This is a genomic window from Methylocystis sp. Sn-Cys (assembly GCF_016745395.1).
GTDB classification, from domain to species: domain Bacteria; phylum Pseudomonadota; class Alphaproteobacteria; order Rhizobiales; family Beijerinckiaceae; genus Methylocystis; species Methylocystis iwaonis.
In genome coordinates this window covers 53,063-70,114 of the sequence record NZ_JAERVJ010000011.1, presented here as the reverse complement: position 1 = coordinate 70,114, position 17,052 = coordinate 53,063, and the positions used below count along the sequence as shown (strand labels likewise).

Below are 17,052 nucleotides of genomic sequence, written 5' to 3'. Positions count from 1 at the left end.
CTAATACCAAAGGGAGAGAAACAAATGAAAAGAACAGTCGCCTTTTTCTGCGCACTGGCCGCCTTCGCCGCCGCGCCCGCGCATTCGGAGATTCTGGCTGCGCTCAATTATGAGACCAAACCCGGCGTCGCGCCCCGCCGCGAAGGCGTCGCGATCATCGACATCGACCCCGCCTCGCCCAATTTCAATAAGATCGTCAAGGACGCTCCGCTGCCGCCCGACTTCGTCGCGCACCACATCTATTTCAACAGGGAGCGGACAAAGGTCTATGCAACTTCGCTCGGCCGCTCAGCGATCGCGGTTTACGACATCAATAAATTTCCGGATGACCCGGAAGTGTTTCCCGTCCCCGACTGCAAGGTCGGCGAGGACATGGTGTTCACCTCCGATAGTAAGCGCTGGTTCCTGAGCTGCATGGGCTCCAGCAATGTCATCATGGGCGACGCCCAAACCAACAGGACGCTCGCCGTCATCGGCGCGCCGAAGCCCGCCGCCGGCGAACCACCGCGCCCCTTCATCGAGCACCCGCATGGGCTGACGCTGAACGAGAGCCTCGACCTGCTCGTCGTGACGAGCACGGTCGATCCGGCGGATTTTTCGAAAGCGGGCGAAACAATCACGCTCGTGCAGGCGTCGACCGGAAAGCTGCTCGCCACTCAGAAAGTCTCTGAAAAGCCCTCGCCCACCGCCGAGGCGCCGGTGGAGACCGCCTTCGTCCCCAAGAAGTCGCCGCAGACGGCCTTTGTCACCAATATGCTCGGCGGGACGCTGTGGCGCGCCGTCTGGCGGGAGGCCGACAAGTCTTTCGATCTCGCCAAGGCTTACGACTTTTCGACGATCGGCCAGGGCATGCCGCTCGAAATGGAGTTCAACGAGGCGGGCGACCGGCTCTATGTGACGACCGCCAAGCCCGGCGCGCTCAACATCTTCGACATTGCCGAGCCCACGCAGCCGAGGCTTCTCGCCTCGATCCCCGCGGCGGCGGGCGCGCATCATTTCGTCTTCTCTCCGGACCGCCGCTACGCCTTCGTCCAGAACAGCCTGCTCAACCTGCCCGACATGAACGACGGTTCGGTGACCGTGATCGATCTCCAGGCCAATAAAGTGGCGGGCAAGATCGACGTCCTGCAGAAGGCGGGCTTCAACCCCAACTGCATCATCCTCATGCCGCAATGGAACACGGATAGCGATTGAGGCGGCGACCAATTAATTTTCGTCATTGCGAGGAGGCGAAGCCGACGAAGCAATCCAGGGCAGCCACCGCGGCCCTGGATTGCTTCGCTTCGCTCGCAATGACGCCGCGGGTTTCGCTCTGGATTTGCCCGACTTCGCCGCGCCGCAAAAATCAGCGCCTCCCCCAACTGCGCCGCTCTTCCCCAAGCGCCGCCGGGACAAAGATACGGGCTTGCTCGAAGCTGGAGCCGGGCGCGACGTTTCGTCGCCGCCCGGGCGCCGCGCAATTCCCATCCAACGCAAACTTTTACCTTTGCGCGCCCGACTCCGGGCGGCGTATAGATTGGGAGAAGCGAGTGATTCGCTTTGTCTCGAAGCCTTCTCTCCAGTTGCGTGGCGCGTTCCCCGTTCAGAGCCCGAATTAAGACTTCGGGCCGCATTGCGGGCGCAAGTGAAGGTTTATTAACCAATTCCGCTTACCGTCAGAACCTAGACGGGAAGAGTCGCAGGACCAGGGGGCTGGTCCGTGACCGACGTGCGCCCATGGGCGGACGGCGATCAAATTCGATGGAGCTCGGTGGGGAACCAACATGCGCGTTTTATTGATCGAAGATGACAGCGCGACGGCTCAAAGCATCGAGCTCATGCTCAAGTCCGAGAATTTCAACGTCTATACGACGGATCTCGGCGAGGAAGGCATCGACCTCGGCAAGCTCTATGATTACGACATCATCCTACTCGATTTGAACCTCCCCGACATGTCGGGTTACGAGGTTCTGCGACATCTGCGCGTCGCGAAGGTGAAGACGCCGATCCTCATTCTCTCGGGCCTCGCCGGCATCGAAGACAAGGTGAAGGGCCTCGGCTTCGGCGCCGACGACTATCTGACCAAGCCCTTCCACAAGGACGAGCTGGTCGCCCGCATCCACGCCATCGTTCGCCGCTCCAAGGGCCATGCCCAGTCGGTCATCACGACGGGCGATCTCATCGTCAATCTCGACCAGAAGACGGTCGAAGTGGGCGGCGCCCGCGTGCATCTGACCGGCAAGGAATATCAGATGCTGGAGCTCCTTTCGCTGCGCAAAGGCACGACGCTGACGAAAGAGATGTTCCTCAATCATCTCTATGGCGGGATGGACGAGCCGGAGCTCAAGATCATCGACGTCTTCATCTGCAAGCTGCGTAAGAAGCTCGCCAACGCCAGCGACGGCCGCAATTACATCGAGACCGTCTGGGGCCGCGGCTATGTGCTGCGCGAGCCGAGCGAAGCCGACGAACGCATCACCGCCTGACGATTATCGAAGCGGATATTGAAAAAGGCCATGTCCTGACGGACGTGGCCTTTTCGTTTACCGCCCGTCATTGCGAGCGAAGCGAAGCAATCCAGAGCCCCGCCTCGGCTCTGGATTGCTTCGTCGCTGCGCTCCTCGCAATGACGGCGGGAGCTATCGCGATCGTCTTCAAGCCAGGCGCAACTGCGGCTGCGCCCGGCGGCGCGTCTGCCAAACGCCATTCGCCGTCGTCTGCGAGAAACAGGGGCCGGCCTCCGCCGCCGTCTCTGTGGCGCCGAGGACGAGATAGCCGCCGTCGCTCAACGCGCCGGCAAGACGCGCGAGCACGGCGCGCTTCGTTTCCGGCTCGAAATACATCAGCACATTGCGGCAGAAGATCACGTCGAAGGCGCCGAGCGCCGCATAATCGGCAAGCAGATTGAACGCGCGGAACTCGATGCGCGCGCGCAGATGTTCGTTCACGCGCCAGCTTGCGCCGTCGCGATGGAAATGGCGCAACAGAAGGCCTGTTGAGAGCCCGCGCTGCACTTCGAATTGGCTGTAGCGCCCGTTGCGCGCCGTCTCGACGGCGCGTGTCGAAAGGTCCGTTGCGAGGATGTCGAGGCTCCAGCCGCGCAGCGACACGGACTCGTTTTCCAGCAGCATCGCAAGCGAATAGGCTTCCTGACCGGTCGAGCAGGCCGCGCACCAAAAGCGCAGCCGGCGCTCCTGCGCCCGCGAGGCCATCAGGCTTGGCAGAATCGTCGTCCTGAACGTCTCGAAAGGGGTCCGATCCCGAAAAAAGAACGTCTCATTTGTCGTCAGCGCGTCGATGACGTCCTGCGCCAGCGGGCCATTGTCGCGGCGCTCGAAAGCCTCCGTGAGATCCGCGAAGCCGGAGATGTTATGCGTCCGCATGACGGGCGCGAGGCGGCTTTCGACGAGATATTGCTTGTCGGCGCCGAAAGCGATGCCGGTGACAAGAGCGATTTGGCGGCGAAACCGCGCAAAGGCGAGAGTCATGCGCGCGCCCTCGCAGAAGAAGGCTGGGCGCCAAGGCCGTCATTGCGAGGAGCGAAGCGACGAAGCAATCCAGAGCCACACGAGGGCTCTGGATTGCTTCGCTTCGCTCGCAATGACGGCGCTACTTTTGCTCTGAACGCCCGAGCGTTCGATACAATTTCTGAAGACATAAAAAAACGACGCATATACCAACGCCTTTGCACGAGAAACGCGACACGAGCGCCTTGCGGCGCTAGAAAACCGGCCTCAAACGAGGCCGATTTCCTCGAATTTCGACCGCACGATGTTCTGGTCGAAGGGCTTCATGATATATTCGTCGGCGCCCGCATGCATGGCGCGCGCAATATGGCCCACTTCGTTTTCCGTCGTGCAGAAGACGACCTTCGGCGTCGCGCCGCCGGGCATTTTGCGCAGCGCGCACAGGAATTCGAAGCCGTCCATCTCCGGCATGTTCCAGTCGAGCAGAATGGCGTCCGGCATGGCCTTCTCGCATTCGGCGAGCGCCGCCTTGCCATCCGCCGCCTCGCTGGTGCGGAAATGCAATCCTTCGAGAATCCGGCGCGCGACCTTGCGGATCACGGGGGAGTCGTCCACCACGAGAACCTGTTTCATCTCAGCTTGCTCCTGTATCCGAATAATTTGAATTGCCTTGTCGCCCGCCGCGCCGACGCGGCGCCTCGCTCAATTTTGCGACGCGCCGCAGCAATGCCTCGACGTCGAGGACAGACAAAAAGCCGTCGTCCAAGCGATAGCAGCCTGCCACCATCTCCGCGAGACGCGGATCGATATGCGCCGGGCAGGCGATAAGATCGGTTTCACTCGTCGCTACGACGTCTTCCGTCGCTTCGACGAGCAGCGCATATTCCTCGCCGTCATGCTCGATCCCGACCGCAAGGCCGTTGGAGCCGTCGATTGCTTCATCGAGCCACAGACAGCGGTCGAGGTAGAGGGCCGTCACGATGCGGCCACGCAAATTGGTGAGCCCGGCGACCTCGCGCGACGCGAGCGGCACAGGCGTGAGATTGTCGAGATAGAAAACGGTCTTCACATGCTCGACCGGCAGGCCCACGATCTGGCCGCGCACCCTGATCACGAAATGGCGGCTTTGCGCGATGGCGGGCGTAGCCCGCTCGCGGCTGTAGCTGAAGTCGGCGACGTCGAAACTCATGCGGCGGCCTCCGCCATGATGCGACGCTCGATCTGCTCGCCCGACGCCGCGACGCCATCGAGCAGCGCGCCGAGCGTTTCGACCAACGCCCGCCTGTCGAATTTGCCGACGAGCGCGCGCACGCCGCAGAGCGTCGCCGCCTCGAGGGCTTTCGCGGTCTTTTGCGGCGCGAGCGCGACAATCGGCAAATCCGCGCGCCCTGGCGTCTGCAGCAAGGCGCGCGCCAGCGCATAGCCATCCATGTCCGGCATGTCGATGTCGGTCACGGCCGCGTCGATGCGCAGCCCGCGTTCGACGAGCGCGAGCGCCTCGCGACCGGAGGCCGCCGTCGTGACGTCATAGCCGGCCGCGAGCAGAACGGGCGCCAGCATGTCACGGAAGAATTGCTTGTCGTCGACGAGCAACACGCGCGGCCGCTGATTGACGCCGCGCGTCAACACGCCTGGATCGGCCATTTCGATGAAATAAGCGACGTCGAGCACGTCCACGATGCAGCCGTTCATGCTGACCGTGCCGATGATCCTGGGATCGGCGCCTTTCTTCTGGAAGGACAATTCTTCCTCGACCACGTCGATAACCTCGTCGACGACGATCGCGGTCGCCTGGCCGGCGCCGGCGAGCACGAGGATGGGATAATCACGCGACGCGTCGAGACGCATGTCCGTCGCCGCCGGAAAGACCGGCAACAGCCGCTTTTCGTAAAGCATCGCATAGCCGTCGCCGGAGGGAACGAAGCGGTCGGCCGTCACTTCCTCGATGCGCATGACGAGCGACAGCGGCAATGCTTTCAACGAGCCGCCGCCCGCGCGCAGCAGTATGATCCGCGTCTTCTCACGCTCGGGCGCGAGCAGCGCGGCGGGCGCCGGGCGCGCCGGCGCGGCGAGATTGTCGAGCCCCATGCTTTCCATGATCGCCGCCGGATCGAGGATCAGCGCGACGCCGCCGTCGCCGAGGATGGTCTGGCCGGAGAACACGCCGATGCGCGCGAGCGGTCCGGCCAGCGGCTCGATGACGATCTCCTGAACATCCGCGATGGTTTCGACCAGAAGGCCAAAGCGCACGCCGCCCACGCGCAGGATGACCGCGAACCCATCGCGCCGCGGCGGCGCGTCCGGCGCATCGAGATCGAGCGCCTCCGCGAGATCGACCAGCGGCAGCGCGTCGCCGCGCAGGCGCAAGACCGGGGCATCGTGGATGAATTGAATTTCGTGGTCGAAGCCTTCGCCGACGCCGACCACCTCGATCACCGCCATTTGCAGAACGGCGAAGCGGGAGCGGCCGCAGGAGAGAATGAGCGCTGGCGCAATGGCGAGCGTCAGCGGAATGCGCAGGATGACGGTCGACCCTTTGCCCGCCGCCGAATTGATGAAAACCGCGCCGCCGATCGACTGGATATTGTCGCGCACGACATCCATGCCGACGCCGCGGCCCGAGATTTTCGTAATGCTCGGCGCCGTCGAAAAGCCGGGCAGCATCACGAATTCGAAAATGTCGGCGTCGCTCATGCGGGCGAGCGACTCTTTCGTGGCGAGCCCCAGCGCGATCGCCTTCGCCTTGATGGCCTCGCGATCGAGGCCGCGGCCGTCATCCTTGATCTCGATGGTGATCTGGCCCGCGTCATAATTGGCGCTGACGCGGATGCGGCCGGCCTCCGGCTTGCCGAGAGCGAGGCGCTCCGCGCCCGTCTCGATTCCATGATCAGCCGCATTGCGAATAATATGCGTGAGCGGCGCGCGGATGAGTTCGATGACCTGGCGATCAAGCTCCGTGTCGCCGCCGAGCGTGACGAGTTCGATCTTCTTGCCGAGCTCGAGTGACAAATCGCGCACGAGGCGCGGCAGCGTCGCGAAAAGCCGCTCGACCGGCTGCATGCGCACCTGCATCACTGCGTCCTGCAGATCGCCGGTGACGCTCGATAGATTCTGCACGGCGGCCTTGATGACTTCGTCATCGCCAGCGCTGGAGAGTTCGAGAAGCTGGTTGCGGGTCAGCACCAGCTCCGAGACGATCCCCACCAAACGATCGAGCACGCCGACCGACACGCGCACCGTATCGCTCAGCCGGGCGCCGAGGCTGGAGAGATTCTCCGACGAGCTTGCCGCTTGCGGCGCCATGGCGGGCGGATCGGCGCCGTGCGGCGCAAGCGTCGCGTTCGGTCGAAGGCTCGCCGCGCCCTGCTCCAACTGCGTCAGCAACGCTTTGTCGTCGCCTTCGGGCTCGACTTCGTTCCGGGCAATTTCGAGAAGCAACATCGACAGGCGGTCGACCGCCGCGAGAATTAACGACACATGCGCGGAGGTCGCCGTCGCGCCGTCACGCAGCCGCCCGATCAGCGTCTCTGTGGCGTGGGTCAGCCGCGCAACGCGCGGGAGACTCAGAAAGCCGCTCGATCCCTTGATCGTGTGGATGTGCCGGAACAGGCTGGCGACGAGGGCCGGGTCTGTCTGATCCTTCTCGAAACGCAGCAGCTCCACCGACGTCGCGTCGATGTGCTCTGTCGCCTCCTGAAGAAAATCCTTGAGCAGATCGTCCATGCCGCGCCCCTCGCCGGCCGTTGCGGCGAATGGGCGCAGTATCGGCAAGAGGGGTTAAAAGAAGCGAAATCCCATCTCGAAGCTTGCGGCGCGCCGCGTTACGCGACCGCGCTCTGCGGCTCCTGCGAGGCGGCGCCGGCCGCCGCAGGCTTGGCTTCGATTGTCACCAGCTCGGGCTCGCAGGCCACGCTCACATCGAGCCCACAAGCCTTGGCGACGAGGCCGGCGTAATAGGGCTGGATCGCGCGGGCGTCGAGCGCGCCTTCTTCCGTCTCGCCCGCGAGCAAAGCAGGGATCGTGGCGGCAAGACGCGCATTCGTCCCCTTGGCCTCGATCTTGAAGGAAACATTCTCTTCGTCGCCGGTCGACGAAACCGAGATCACGCCGCCGCGCGGGATGGTCGTGTCCGCCAGCAAGCACAGATTGAGCAGCAGCTTGACCTTGTTCTTCGACATCAACGCGCGCGGGACGCTCCAGTTGAGCTTGGTGCGCTCGTCGGCGAGAAGCTGGCGGGTGACAAGCTCGGCGTCGCCGGTGTCGATCGACGCGCCCTTGGAGCCGGCGGCGCCGAAGGCCAGGCGGCAGAACTGCAGCCGCGCAGAGGCCTCGCCGGCGCTGGATTTGATGAGCGCCAGCGCATGGCTGCGCATTTCGGCGTCCATATCCTTGTCTTCCATCACCTCGAGCCCATTGACGATCGCGCCGACGGGAGAGATCACGTCATGACAGACCCGCGAGGACAGCAAGGCCGCGAGATCGAGGGCGTCGAGCGAGAACTGGGTCATTGGGCTATCCCGTTTGGCGCGCGGGCGCGCGATGGTTGCGTGATACGAGCCCGAAATCCTTTGCCGCGAATCAGCAAAGAAAAAGCAAACGAATCACGCCATAGAGTTTCCGGGAAAGGTAACTGCGGCGACGCAGATTGCAAATCGCAAGCGTCGGGGTCGTAAACAAAAACTAAAGGATAGTCTTATGACGGGGCTCCGAATCCAGGTTAACAAACCCTACGCAGCCCGTCATGCCCGCGCTTGTCGCGGGCATCCACGCCAGGACATTACGAACACGCGGGAAGAAGAAGCGGCGTTGCTCCGCTCATGTTCTTAGGCTTTCCGCATCGGCGCAGCGTGGATGGCCGCGACAAGCCCGGCCATGACGCTGGAACACATCTGCGCGTTAACCCGAATTCGGAGCCCTGACTCTTATGACCGATCACTGGACGCCGCCGACTGTCTCGCCGACTGACCGCGAGGCGCTTGCGCGGCTTTTCGGCGCTCTCGTCGTCAGCGCCGGCGCGCTGGCGATGGAAGTGCTGGCGCGTCCCAATCTCGAGTCCCGCCTCAAGGACGACAAATCTCCCGTCACCGAGGCGGACGAGCGCGTCGAAGATTATCTGCTGGCCGCGCTCGCGCGCGATCTTCCCGGCGTGCCGATCATCGCCGAGGAAGCGGCGGCGCGCGGCGAGACCATGACGCATGGCGAGGCCTTCCTGCTCATCGACCCGATCGACGGCACGCGCGAGTTTCTTGCGCGCAGCCCGGAATTCACCGTCAATCTCGCGCTTATCGTCGACGGCGCCCCCGTGGCCGGCGCCATTTCCGCGCCGGCGGGATCGAAAGTATGGTTCGGCGGCGTCGAGAGCTTTATGGCCGACGCCGCGCCCGGCGGCGCCTTGCCGGCGCCGCAGGAGTGGCGGCGCCTGCGCACGCGCAAGCCGCCCGTGGCGGGAATGACCGCGCTCGTCTCCAAGTCGCATCTCGATGCGGAAACGCAAGCCTTTATCGCGCGCCTCCCCATCGCCGAGCGCCTGTCTGTCGGCTCATCCTTGAAGTTCTGCGCGGTGGCGGAGGGAAGAGCGGACGTCTATCCCCGCTTCGGACCGACCATGGAGTGGGACACCGCCGCGGGCGACGCCATTTTACGCGCCGCCGGCGGCGTCGTGCTCGACCCCTCGGGCGCCCCGCTGCGCTACAACAAATCGCGCGAGAAATATCTCAACGGCGCCTTCATCGCCTGGGGCGACCCCGCATCGGCAACGCTTTCTTAACGACGTCGCGCGACTTTTACGCAAGTTGGCGACGCCGCCGCTGGGCTGACGTATTGGCGCCGCGCGACTGCCGCACTCGACGCCGAGGCGTCGAGCATCGGTTATTTGCGTTTTGGAGCCCTTGTGATCATGAGCGTCTCGTCTTCCTCCCGCCGCGACCTTCTCCGTCTTGCCGCCGCCGCTGCGGCCAGCGCCGTGCTTCCGTCCCTTGCGCGCGCCGCCCAGCGCCCGGAAACCTATACGAGCGGCGAGATCGTCGAGAATGGCCATCACTTTTTCGGCTCCATCTCGCGCGGCCTCGCAGAGGGGCTGGAGCGCGCCAATAAGCAATGGGGCAAGCCCAACGCCTATATCCTCGGCCAGGAAGCCGGCGGCGCCTTCATCGGCGGCGTGCGCTATGGCGAAGGCACGATGTTCACGCGCAACGCCGGGCAGAAGCGGGTCTATTGGCAGGGCCCGTCGATCGGCTTCGACGCCGGCGCCGACGGCGACCGAACGATGATGCTGGTCTACAACCTGCCCGACGTCGAGGCGATCTATCGCCGTTATGCGGGCGTCAATGGCTCGGCCTATCTCGTCGGCGGATTGGGCTTCACCGCGCTAAATAACGAGGACGTCGTCGTGATGCCGGTGCGCTCGGGCGTCGGCGCGCGTCTCGGCGTCGCGCTCGGCTATCTGAAATTCACGCCGGACTCGACCTGGAATCCCTTCTGAGGGCCTGGGGCAGCTTCGGCTGCGGCGGCGATGTCGACACCCTGAGGAAGCGACGAAGCGCGGCCCCCTATAAAAACGCCTAAAAACTAGGCTATCATGCAGGTTAACGGCCCTATATAAGAGACGGACAACAGATTTGGATAAGTTTGATGGCCGGCTGGTCGCCAGAAATTGCTAATGAATTTATCCGCCTTGCACAGGCGGCCGGCCAGTCTTTTACCCAAATGCAGCTCCAGAAGCTCGTCTATATTGCGCACGGATGGGCGCTTGCGATCACTGGAGCCCCCCTGACGGTTGATGCTCCCGAAGCGTGGGAATATGGACCCGTGTATCGCTCGCTAAGGTCCGCTCTAAGGACCTATGGCGCATCTCCTATTACGCATGAGATCACAAACTCACAGTATTTTCCTGCGGCATTTACGGATGCGCCTGGTGCGCCGGCGCGAGCCACGCTATCGGGTAATGAAAGGCAAATTATCAATAGGGTATTTGCCGATTATGGGCGCTTCCACGCGTTCCAATTGTCCGCATTGACGCACCAACCCGGAACCCCATGGAGTGACGTCTATCGGAACGGGCTCGGTAAGTTTGAACAAATTCCGAACGACCTTATAAGGCAACACTTTGTCGACCTCGCCATTAGAAGGCAGCCAGCCGCAGCTAACCATTGATGCCATCGATAGTGGCATCCCGGTCGTAGCGGCGAAGAACGCTCCCGACAGGAAGGATAAGCTAGAGCGCGAAGACCTTGAGCTGGATGGAATCCGGCTCAAGAACCTTTTGGCGAAGTCGCAGATCAAGAATGTTAAAGCGGACCGTCGTATGAGAAAAACATACGCCGCTCGCATACTCAAATATTTAGAACTATATTCCTTAGGCGTTGGCTTTCTCGTTTTCCTACATGGGACGCATCTGAAAGGCTTCTCTTTAGAAGAGAACATTCTCGCCGCTCTTGTCGGGAGCACGGCCGTCGCAGCTATTGGGCTTGTCGGGTTCATCGCTAAGGGGCTGTTTCGATCGCCACCGGATCAAAATACAAACTGACCCACTACCAAGCCGCCGATGCTTTGATTTCACGCGCCAGACATGGCACTCTCGGGCCCGTCCCGCCCAAAAGTCCCGAGGGGGCGCGAGGTTGACGTCTTGATCGAACAGGCGATGTATTTCGCGCTCGGCTTTCTCGTCGCCGGGCTCATCACCCTTCTCTTCCTGCCGGCCTTCTGGCGACGCGCCATGCGCCTCTCCATGCGTCGGCTGCAAATGCTCGTCCCCATGTCCATGGAGGAGGTCATCGCCGAGCGCGATCTGCTGCGCGCCGACTTCGCCCTGCGCGAGCGCCGGCTGGAGCAGGAGATGGAAGCGGTGAAGGCCTCGAAGGCCGACGACCTCGCCGCCGTCGGCCGCCACGCCGCGCGCGTCCTCGAGGCGGAAACGGCGCGCAAAAAAGCCGAGGCGGATAACCGCGACATGGAATTGCGGCTGCGCGAGTCGCAGAAAATACTGGCCGAGCGCACCGACCTTTTGCGCTCCACCGAGCTTGCGCTGCATGAGATGACCGAACGCGCCGATCGTTGGGTCGAGCGCCTGCGGCTGCTCGAATCCGACAAGGAAGAGCTCGGCCGCGAGAAGGAAGCGCAATATAGCCGCGTCGTCGCGCATGAAGCCAAGATCGGCGCGCTGCACGAGCAGAACACGCAGCTCCAGCGCGAATTCGACTCGCTGAAAGAGGAATTCGCCCGCGTGTCCGAAGAGGCGGGCCACGTCCCGGGCCTTGTCAAAGACCTGACGGCGACGAAGGAAGAGCTCGAAAAGACGCACGCCGAGCGACAGACTCTGCTCCAGGAGCGCGACAAGGCGCGGGCCGATGGCGCCGCCGAGAAAGAGCGCCGCGAGAACGAGGTCGAGCGCCTCGAAAACGCCCTGCGCGCCGCGCGGGCGGAAGCGCGCGAGGGCGCCGACAGACTGGAGATCGCGCGCGCCGACAACGCCATGCTGCAGGGCGCCAATGAGGCGCTACGCGCCGAGCGCGCCCAGCAACGCCTCGCCGGCGCCCAGCCCTCCCAGGCCGACCTCGCCGCGCTGCGAGAGGCGCTCACGAGCTTCGGCAATCGTGTGGTGGACCTTGTCGAGCCCGTCCACGAGCGCGCCGGCTGACCGTCATTGCGCGGAGCGCAGCGACGAAGCAATCCAGAACCACGTAGCGGCCCTGGATTGCTTCGCTTCGCTCGCAATGACGGCCGCGGCTTGACCACTGTCGCGCCCTTTGATTTGAAGGGCGACGTTCAACATTTCCCCTGAGGCCCGCCCTTGCTCTTCGTCGCCCTTTGCTTCGACAAGCCCGGTCACGTCGACCTGCGCATGTCCACCCGCGCCGCCCATCTCGCCTTTCTCGACGCGCATGCGGCGCAAGTGAAGCTCGGCGGCCCGTTTGTCGAGAATGACAAACCGGTCGGCTCGATGCTCATCCTGGATTGCCCGGATGAAGCCTCGGCCCGCGCCTTGCTTGCGCAGGATCCTTACGCAGCAGCCGGCCTTTTCGAGCGCGTCGAACTAAAGGCCTGGAAGCGCGTCGTGGGCGCGGAGCTATAGATGGCGCATTGGCTTTTGAAGAGCGAACCCTCGAAATGGTCCTGGGACCAGCAGGTCGAGGCGGGCGTGAGAGGCACGTTCTGGAATGGCGTGCGCAACCATCTCGCCAAGAAACATCTGATGGCGATGAAGAAGGGCGAGCGCGGCTTCTTCTACCACTCCAACGAAGAGCGGGCGATCGTCGGGATCATCGAGATCATCAAGGAATATTACCCAGACCACACCGACGAGAGCGGCAAGTTCGGCATGGTCGACGTGAAGGCGGTGAAGCCTTTGAAGAAGCCCGTCACGCTGGCGCAGATCAAGTCCGAGCCCCGGCTCGCAGACATGGTGCTCGTGAATAACTCACGCCTGTCCGTGCAGCCGGTGACCGACGAGGAATGGGCGATCGTGCTGGAGTTGGCCGGGGATTGAGGCAAGCGCGGGGCGCCTACCCCCCGGTCTTGCGCGCGTCGCCCGCCACCTCAGGCTGATCCTTCAGCCCATTCTTGATCTTGTCCAGGATCTTCGGCAGATCGTCCGGGTCGGGGTTCAGATCGCGGGCGTGGTTCCACTGGAACTGCGCCTCGAGCTTGCGGCCCACGCGCCAATAGGCGTCGCCCAGATGGTCGTTGATCACCGGATCGGAGGGCTTCAGGTCGATCGCCTTCTCCAGCTCGCGCACGGCGTCGTCCCAGCGGCCGAGGCGGTAATAGGCCCATCCCAGGCTGTCGACGATATAGCCGTCGCGCTGACGCAGATCGACCGCCCGGCGCAGCATCCGGAACGCCTCGTCGAGATTGATCCCCTGATCCACCCAGCTATAGCCGAGATAATTCAGCACCAGCGGCTGATCGGGATTCAGCTCCAGCGCCTTCTTGAGGTCGGACTCGGCGCCCTTCCAGTCCTTGCGCCGCTCATTGGCGATGCCGCGATAATAGTAGAGCAGCCACTGGCCCTTGTCGGGCTTGGGCTGCAGGTCGATCACGCGCGAATAGGTCGCCGCCGCGTCATTGAAGAGCTTGCGCGAGCGCTGGAGATTGCCCAGCGCCGTCAGCGCTTCCTGATTTTTCGGATTGGCGCCGACCACCTGGCCGAGATGCTCGGTCGCCTCCTTCGACTTGCCGAGGGTCTCGAGCAGCAGCGCCGCCTGCACGTCGGCGTTGACCCGCAGCGCGCTGTCCTTGGGCACACTGTCATAGAGGTCGATCGCCGTCTCCTCCTGCTTCATGCGCTCATAGACGTCGCCGAGCGTGATGATGGCGAGGGCGTTCTCCGGCGCGAGATGGAGCGCCAGACGCAGATAGATGAGCGAGGCCAGCTCGTCGCCCGAGCGGCCGCCGACCGCGCCGAGCCCATAGAGCGCTTCGCCAGCGCCCTCCTCCGGCGTGCGCACGAAAGGCGGCAGCGGCTTGCCCTCATCGAGCGCCGTGAGGCCGGCCGTGATGATCGGATGACCCGGCGCCACCTCGTCGAAGCCCTGATACAGCTTCTTGGCTTCGTCGCGCTGGCCGCGACTCGCGAGGAAGCGGGCGTAGGCGTCGACGAGGCGCAGCGTGTTCCGCTCGGCGGCATAAGCGGATTTGAAGCGCTTTTCGGCCTCCGCCTTGTTGCCGCCCATGTCGGCGATCAGCGCGGCGTGATAGTCGCGGAAAACGATGAAAGCCTCGTCATTCAGCGAGTCGAGCGTCGCGAGCGCCTTGCGCGTGTCCTTGGCGCCCGCATAGGTCCAGGCGGTCAGCAGCGTCGAGGTGATGTCATGGCGCCGGTCGCCGCCGCTCTTGGCCAGCTCGGCCCGCGCCGCCGCGTAACGGCGGTTCTTGATGAGATCGACGCCCTTGGTCAGATGCGCGAGGCCGTTCGCCTTGTCATGGGCCACGACGCGCGGCGCGAGCGCCACCGCATCGGCCATATTGCCATTGGCGAGCGCCGCAACGAAAGAGCGGTCGACCAGGTCCTGATTATTGGGATCGTCGCGCAGCGCCTCGCGGAAGAAGGTCGAGGCGGCAAGCGTGTCGCGTTCGGCGCCGGCGACGATGGCGGCGAGATAATTGCCGGAAATGCTCGACCCAACCTCGAAAGGCCGCGCGACCGAAAGATTTCCCTCGCGGGCCAGCGCGAAGCTCGCCGTCGGGAAAGCGCACCAGGCGGCGGAAAGGGCGACGAGCGCCACGCCGCCGCGCAGCAACAGGCTCCTGGCGCCGCGGGACGCGGCAGCGAGCGGATCAGCGAAACGAGGCACGGGCGCTTTCCTAGGAAAAGGGCGGCGCGTCCTTGAAGCAAGACATGGCGCATCCGCCCGGACGAGTGGCCGGAGTGGTCAGGTTCGGCCCCAAAGATGGCGGTTTTGCGCCCGCGAAGCAAGGCGGAAGGATACGCCCCGCGAGCAATCGCATGAATGGCGATCTGACGCTATTCACCCCCATAGGCGCTAGGGGAGTCACGCATCTCACAGCCGTCATGGCCGGGCTTGTCCCGGCCACCCACGCCAAGGGGCATAGCGGACCGAGACGCGTTGTCGCTATGGACAAAAGGCTCCGAAGTCCCGTTCCCAGCGTTAGCTGCCACTTGCTCGGCGTGGATGGCCGGGACAAGCCCGGCCATGACGCGGGCGGCGACATGAAGATGTGTCACGCAAAAAGAAAAAACCCCTCGTCCTTGGAAGGACGAGGGGCCAAGCCAGATGAAAGTACGGACTCAGCTTTAGCTAATCGCCTTCACGATCTTCTGCGCGGCGTCGTCGAGATCGTCGGCCGGGATCACATTCAGCCCCGACTCGCTGATGATCTTCTTGCCAAGATCGACATTGGTGCCTTCGAGGCGCACGACCAGCGGCACCTTGAGCCCCACTTCCTTCACCGCCGCGATCACGCCTTCCGCGATGGTGTCGCAGCGCATGATGCCGCCGAAGATATTGACCAGAATGCCCTTCACATTCGGATCGGCGGTGATGATCTTGAAGGCCGCCGTCACCTTCTCGGTCGTGGCGCCGCCGCCGACGTCGAGGAAGTTCGCCGGGAAGGCGCCATAGAGCTTGATGATGTCCATGGTCGCCATCGCGAGGCCAGCGCCATTGACCATGCAGCCGATATTGCCGTCGAGCGAGATATAGGCGAGGTCGTGCTTCGAGGCCTCGATCTCCTTCTCGTCCTCTTCGGAAAGATCGCGCAGCTCGGCCAGCTCCGGATGGCGATAGAGCGCATTGTTCTCGAAGCTCACCTTGGCGTCGAGGCAGCGCAGCTTGCCGTCCTTGGTGGTGATCAGCGGATTGATCTCGAGAAGCTCCATGTCCTTGGCGACAAAGGCCGTATAGAGCTTGCCGACGAGATCGCCCGCTTGCTTGGCAAGATCGCCCTTGAGGCCGAGCGCGTCGGCGACGCGGCGCCCGTGATGCGGCATCAGGCCGGTGGCCGGATCGACCGAGAAGGTGACGATCTTCTCGGGCGTGTCGTGCGCGACCTTCTCGATGTCCATGCCGCCTTCCGTCGAGACGACGAAGGCGATGCGCGAGGTCGCGCGGTCGATCAGCATGGAGAGGTAGAATTCCTTGTCGATCGCGGCGCCGTCCTCGATATAGAGGCGGTTGACCTGCTTGCCGGGCTCGCCGGTCTGGATCGTGACGAGCGTATTGCCGAGCATCTGCTTGGCGAAGCCTTCCGCCTCCTCGATCGACTTGGCGATGCGCACGCCGCCCTGCGGGCCGGCCGCCTCTTCCTTGAACTTGCCCTTGCCGCGGCCGCCGGCGTGGATCTGCGCCTTCACCACATAGACCGGGCCGGGAAGCTTCTTGGCGGCCTCGGCGGCCTCATCGGCCTTCAGGACCGGAAAGCCAGCGGCGACGGGCGCGCCGAACTCGCGCAAAATGGCTTTGGCCTGGTATTCGTGGATATTCATGCCGGAGTCTCTCCTCGAAGCAAAACGGCGCGCCTTTTGGCCTAGCGCTTAATGGCCATGGCGGGGCGGAGTCGTCAAGCGGGTGAGCGGGCGAGGGAGAGAATGCTGGGCGGGAGCAAGCTCATCCCGTTCGCGGGCGCCGAAATGCGGCCTCCGGTAGCGTAGAGCCCATCCCAAGTCATGGGGGCTGGCGTACACTACGCCTGCGTCGCTTCTGGCAACGCCTCGGCGAAAGCCTTCATCTCAAAAAACAACTCATACCCTTTTTTGTGCCACAATTCGTAAACGACCGATTGCCCTTCCATTTCCAAAGACAGTGTGATGCCATTCCACACGATGGGCAGCAACGGTTTATCCTTTTGAACGTAGTAGAAGCGGAAATTATGCGAGATCGCATTTCTAATGATTCTTGCAAAATGGAACCAAGGCGCGCCTTGCATTTCTTTCCAAAGGCATCGTGCTGTGTGAGCCTTGTCGTAGTTCTTGCAGTAAGCTTCGAGAATGCCGAATGGAGCCCGTATCAATGCGTGTAGCTGATTGAGGGCAAAGTCCGATGATAGTGCATCTCGAGACGATTGTTGTTCAAGCATATCTGCCAGATCGGCAAATGATCGCCATTCATCACGAACCTCCATCCAGTGGCCTCTCGCGACCTCAGACACG

The 17,052-nt window shown here is 63.2% G+C and carries 17 protein-coding genes; 9 read left to right on the top strand and 8 right to left on the bottom strand.

Features of this window, described 5'->3' with window-relative positions; all coding sequences use genetic code 11:
• Window positions 1-24: 24 nt before the first annotated feature.
• Both JJT62_RS18135 and ctrA read left to right on the top strand, forming a co-directional pair.
• Window positions 25-1,194, top strand: coding sequence for a YncE family protein (locus JJT62_RS18135; protein ID WP_202074199.1), 1,170 nt, complete (start codon window positions 25-27; stop codon window positions 1,192-1,194).
• A 569-nt stretch (window positions 1,195-1,763) separates the two neighbouring features.
• Window positions 1,764-2,465: a response regulator transcription factor CtrA gene (gene ctrA / locus JJT62_RS18130; RefSeq protein ID WP_165052893.1), complete on the top strand. Its 702-nt coding sequence runs from the start codon at window positions 1,764-1,766 to the stop codon at window positions 2,463-2,465.
• A gap of 168 nt (window positions 2,466-2,633) precedes the next feature.
• On the opposite strand, the gene JJT62_RS18125 is transcribed toward ctrA, so the two are convergent.
• The 5 genes from JJT62_RS18125 to chpT form a co-directional block, all read right to left on the bottom strand.
• A complete protein-coding gene (locus JJT62_RS18125; protein WP_202074198.1) occupies window positions 2,634-3,467 on the bottom strand; it encodes a protein-glutamate O-methyltransferase CheR in 834 nt (277 codons plus the stop codon).
• Window positions 3,468-3,713: 246 nt separating this feature from the next.
• Window positions 3,714-4,079: a PleD family two-component system response regulator gene (locus tag JJT62_RS18120; RefSeq protein WP_202074197.1), complete on the bottom strand. Its 366-nt coding sequence runs from the start codon at window positions 4,077-4,079 to the stop codon at window positions 3,714-3,716.
• A 1-nt stretch (window position 4,080) separates the two neighbouring features.
• On the bottom strand, window positions 4,081-4,635 hold the full coding sequence (locus JJT62_RS18115; RefSeq protein WP_202074196.1) for a chemotaxis protein CheW: 555 nt from the start codon (window positions 4,633-4,635) through the stop codon (window positions 4,081-4,083).
• Window positions 4,632-7,169 (bottom strand): hybrid sensor histidine kinase/response regulator, encoded by a 2,538-nt coding sequence (locus JJT62_RS18110; protein WP_202074195.1) that lies wholly within the window; start codon window positions 7,167-7,169, stop codon window positions 4,632-4,634. The genes JJT62_RS18115 and JJT62_RS18110 overlap by 4 nt, the downstream gene beginning before the upstream one ends.
• 98 nt (window positions 7,170-7,267) lie before the next feature.
• Window positions 7,268-7,954 (bottom strand): histidine phosphotransferase ChpT, encoded by a 687-nt coding sequence (gene chpT, locus JJT62_RS18105; RefSeq protein WP_202074194.1) that lies wholly within the window; start codon window positions 7,952-7,954, stop codon window positions 7,268-7,270.
• Window positions 7,955-8,370: 416 nt separating this feature from the next.
• Here chpT and cysQ point away from each other — a divergent pair, with 416 nt between their 5' ends.
• From cysQ to JJT62_RS18070, 7 genes are all read left to right on the top strand, one after another.
• A complete protein-coding gene (gene cysQ / locus JJT62_RS18100; protein WP_202074193.1) occupies window positions 8,371-9,213 on the top strand; it encodes a 3'(2'),5'-bisphosphate nucleotidase CysQ in 843 nt (280 codons plus the stop codon).
• Between the two features lie 129 nt (window positions 9,214-9,342).
• Entirely contained in the window at window positions 9,343-9,927 is a 585-nt protein-coding gene (locus tag JJT62_RS18095; RefSeq protein ID WP_202074192.1) for a DUF1134 domain-containing protein, read from the top strand.
• A 149-nt stretch (window positions 9,928-10,076) separates the two neighbouring features.
• Entirely contained in the window at window positions 10,077-10,598 is a 522-nt protein-coding gene (locus tag JJT62_RS18090; protein ID WP_202074191.1) for a Panacea domain-containing protein, read from the top strand.
• Window positions 10,552-10,971: a hypothetical protein gene (locus tag JJT62_RS18085; protein WP_202074190.1), complete on the top strand. Its 420-nt coding sequence runs from the start codon at window positions 10,552-10,554 to the stop codon at window positions 10,969-10,971. Before JJT62_RS18090 ends, JJT62_RS18085 begins: the two co-directional genes overlap by 47 nt.
• A 99-nt stretch (window positions 10,972-11,070) precedes the next feature.
• The gene (locus JJT62_RS18080) at window positions 11,071-12,081 is read left to right on the top strand and encodes a hypothetical protein (protein ID WP_246744990.1); all 1,011 of its coding nucleotides are present in this window, start codon (window positions 11,071-11,073) and stop codon (window positions 12,079-12,081) included.
• A 153-nt stretch (window positions 12,082-12,234) separates the two neighbouring features.
• Entirely contained in the window at window positions 12,235-12,516 is a 282-nt protein-coding gene (locus JJT62_RS18075; protein ID WP_202074189.1) for a YciI family protein, read from the top strand.
• Window positions 12,517-12,930, top strand: a complete 414-nt coding sequence (locus JJT62_RS18070; RefSeq protein ID WP_202074188.1) for an EVE domain-containing protein — start codon at window positions 12,517-12,519, stop codon at window positions 12,928-12,930. It abuts the gene before it with no gap.
• Window positions 12,931-12,946: 16 nt separating this feature from the next.
• On the opposite strand, the gene JJT62_RS18065 is transcribed toward JJT62_RS18070, so the two are convergent.
• The 3 genes from JJT62_RS18065 to JJT62_RS18055 form a co-directional block, all read right to left on the bottom strand.
• Complete coding sequence (locus JJT62_RS18065) at window positions 12,947-14,737, bottom strand: tetratricopeptide repeat protein (RefSeq protein ID WP_370568585.1); 1,791 nt, start codon at window positions 14,735-14,737, stop codon at window positions 12,947-12,949.
• Window positions 14,738-15,198: 461 nt separating this feature from the next.
• The gene (sucC, locus tag JJT62_RS18060; RefSeq protein WP_202074187.1) at window positions 15,199-16,389 is read right to left on the bottom strand and encodes an ADP-forming succinate--CoA ligase subunit beta; all 1,191 of its coding nucleotides are present in this window, start codon (window positions 16,387-16,389) and stop codon (window positions 15,199-15,201) included.
• 197 nt (window positions 16,390-16,586) lie between these two features.
• Window positions 16,587-17,024 (bottom strand): hypothetical protein, encoded by a 438-nt coding sequence (locus JJT62_RS18055; RefSeq protein WP_202074186.1) that lies wholly within the window; start codon window positions 17,022-17,024, stop codon window positions 16,587-16,589.
• Between the last annotated feature and the right edge of the window lie 28 nt (window positions 17,025-17,052).

Excerpts from the sequence above, each read along its gene's own strand:
- JJT62_RS18135 (WP_202074199.1), top strand. The coding sequence starts at position 25 with ATGAAAAGAACAGTCGCCTTTTTCTGCGCACTGGCCGCCTTCGCCGCC.
- ctrA (WP_165052893.1), top strand. The coding sequence starts at position 1,764 with ATGCGCGTTTTATTGATCGAAGATGACAGCGCGACGGCTCAAAGCATC.
- JJT62_RS18125 (WP_202074198.1), bottom strand. The coding sequence starts at position 3,467 with ATGACTCTCGCCTTTGCGCGGTTTCGCCGCCAAATCGCTCTTGTCACC.
- JJT62_RS18120 (WP_202074197.1), bottom strand. The coding sequence starts at position 4,079 with ATGAAACAGGTTCTCGTGGTGGACGACTCCCCCGTGATCCGCAAGGTC.
- JJT62_RS18115 (WP_202074196.1), bottom strand. The coding sequence starts at position 4,635 with ATGAGTTTCGACGTCGCCGACTTCAGCTACAGCCGCGAGCGGGCTACG.
- JJT62_RS18110 (WP_202074195.1), bottom strand. The coding sequence starts at position 7,169 with ATGGACGATCTGCTCAAGGATTTTCTTCAGGAGGCGACAGAGCACATC.
- chpT (WP_202074194.1), bottom strand. The coding sequence starts at position 7,954 with ATGACCCAGTTCTCGCTCGACGCCCTCGATCTCGCGGCCTTGCTGTCC.
- cysQ (WP_202074193.1), top strand. The coding sequence starts at position 8,371 with ATGACCGATCACTGGACGCCGCCGACTGTCTCGCCGACTGACCGCGAG.
- JJT62_RS18095 (WP_202074192.1), top strand. The coding sequence starts at position 9,343 with ATGAGCGTCTCGTCTTCCTCCCGCCGCGACCTTCTCCGTCTTGCCGCC.
- JJT62_RS18090 (WP_202074191.1), top strand. The coding sequence starts at position 10,077 with ATGGCCGGCTGGTCGCCAGAAATTGCTAATGAATTTATCCGCCTTGCA.
- JJT62_RS18070 (WP_202074188.1), top strand. The coding sequence starts at position 12,517 with ATGGCGCATTGGCTTTTGAAGAGCGAACCCTCGAAATGGTCCTGGGAC.
- sucC (WP_202074187.1), bottom strand. The coding sequence starts at position 16,389 with ATGAATATCCACGAATACCAGGCCAAAGCCATTTTGCGCGAGTTCGGC.
- JJT62_RS18055 (WP_202074186.1), bottom strand. The coding sequence starts at position 17,024 with ATGGAGGTTCGTGATGAATGGCGATCATTTGCCGATCTGGCAGATATG.